Source organism: Pseudomonas bohemica, assembly GCF_002934685.1.
Classification (GTDB): Bacteria; Pseudomonadota; Gammaproteobacteria; order Pseudomonadales; family Pseudomonadaceae; genus Aquipseudomonas; species Aquipseudomonas bohemica.
In genome coordinates this window covers 21,000-22,438 of record NZ_NKHL01000079.1, presented here as the reverse complement: position 1 = coordinate 22,438, position 1,439 = coordinate 21,000, and the positions used below count along the sequence as shown (strand labels likewise).

The window sequence follows — 1,439 nt, the reverse complement described above, 5'->3', positions numbered from 1 at the left end:
AATCTTGATGCGTTTCTCGTTGTACCAGCGAATGTATGAGTCCAGGGCCTGAATGAACTGCTCGATGCTCGTTGACTGCCCGTTGCGAGGATAAAAAAGCTCCGCTTTCAGCCGGCCGAAGAAGCCTTCACAAGCCGCGTTATCTGGTGAGCAGCCCTTGCGCGACATCGAACGAATCAGCTTCGCATCAGCGATGCGCGATAGCCAGCCGGGCCAGCGGTAGTGCGCGCCACGATCGGAGTGAACCACAGGCCGTTTATCGTTGCCGGCCACCGTTTCGACAGCGGCATCCAGCATCGTGTTCACGAGCTCGGCGTCGGGCCGCGTGCCGATCGACCAACTGATAACCTTTCCATCGAAGCAGTCGATGATTGGAGACAGGTACACCTTGCCGGCCGGGATCTGGAACTCCGAGATGTCAGTCAGCCATTTCTCATTCGGAGCAACCGCTGTGAAGTCCCGGTTGACGAGATTTTCCGGCGCGGGACTGATCTCCCCGAGGTAGGAACCGTATCGACGCCGTTTTGGCTTGGCGACGACCAGGCACTCCTGCTTCATCAAGCACTGCACCACCTTCTCTGACAAATGCACGCGCTGCCGGCTCAGCGAAGCCCTCATCCGTCGGTAGCCATAGCAGCGATGATTGCGCTCGAAGATGTCTGCCATCGCACGACGCACGTCGGTGTATTTTTCCGCCACCTGCATTCGGGCTCGATGGTAGAAATAGGAACTTCGGGCCAAGCCCAGCGCCTCAAGCAGCTCTGACAAGGAGTACGTCTGTCTCAGGGCATCAGCCAGCAATGTCTTCTCCCGATTGGTCAGGATCTGCCGGTCGATGCCCGTATCTTTTTTTATGAGTTCATTCGCCTTCATCAACAGGTCGTGCTCAAGCTGCAGACGGCGCACGGCGAGCCTGAGAGATTCGAGTTGTCGTTCCAACTCTTCTTGCTCCAATGACGATGGGTTCTAGTCGGCGTTTCATGGATGCAGATACCTCTGGGCCGAGTAGCTGGTTTTTCCAGTGGTACAAGGTCGGCCTACATACGCCTAGTTTATCAGCCAGGGCTTTCGCACTTTCTTTTCGCGTGCACAGCGCGATGACCGCTGCATGCTTCATCGCTGCCGGGCGGGCCAACCCGTCAGATCGGCCAACGACACGCGTATGCAACTCGGGGTGCAATTCGTAAATCCAGGCACGCAACGAATCCCGTGCTGGGTAGCCCAACGCCGTGACGGTAGCGGCGATGCTGCGACCGTGTTCGAGATAGTACTCGACAGCCTTTTCCCTTTGGGCGCGTGAGTACTTCGACCTCGAGGTCTTGTAGCCACGCGCCAGGTCGAGGCATCGCTCATACTCTGCATGCCAGCTCTTCAAAGAGTTCTTCGTCGGGTAGCCCAACTGACGAATCGTTACCCCGATGCGTTTCCCCACTTTTATG

The 1,439-nt window shown here is 57.1% G+C and carries 1 protein-coding gene; it reads right to left on the bottom strand.

The window, feature by feature from the left end:
* Positions 1-1,438, bottom strand: a protein-coding gene (locus CE491_RS03775) for an IS3 family transposase (RefSeq protein WP_234407505.1) whose coding sequence is annotated in 2 segments (ribosomal slippage) — positions 1-967 and positions 966-1,438 — 1,440 coding nt annotated over the 2 segments. Because the reading frame shifts where the segments join, the coding sequence is not laid out codon by codon here. This gene is flagged as partial in the annotation.
* Position 1,439: the final 1 nt, after the last annotated feature.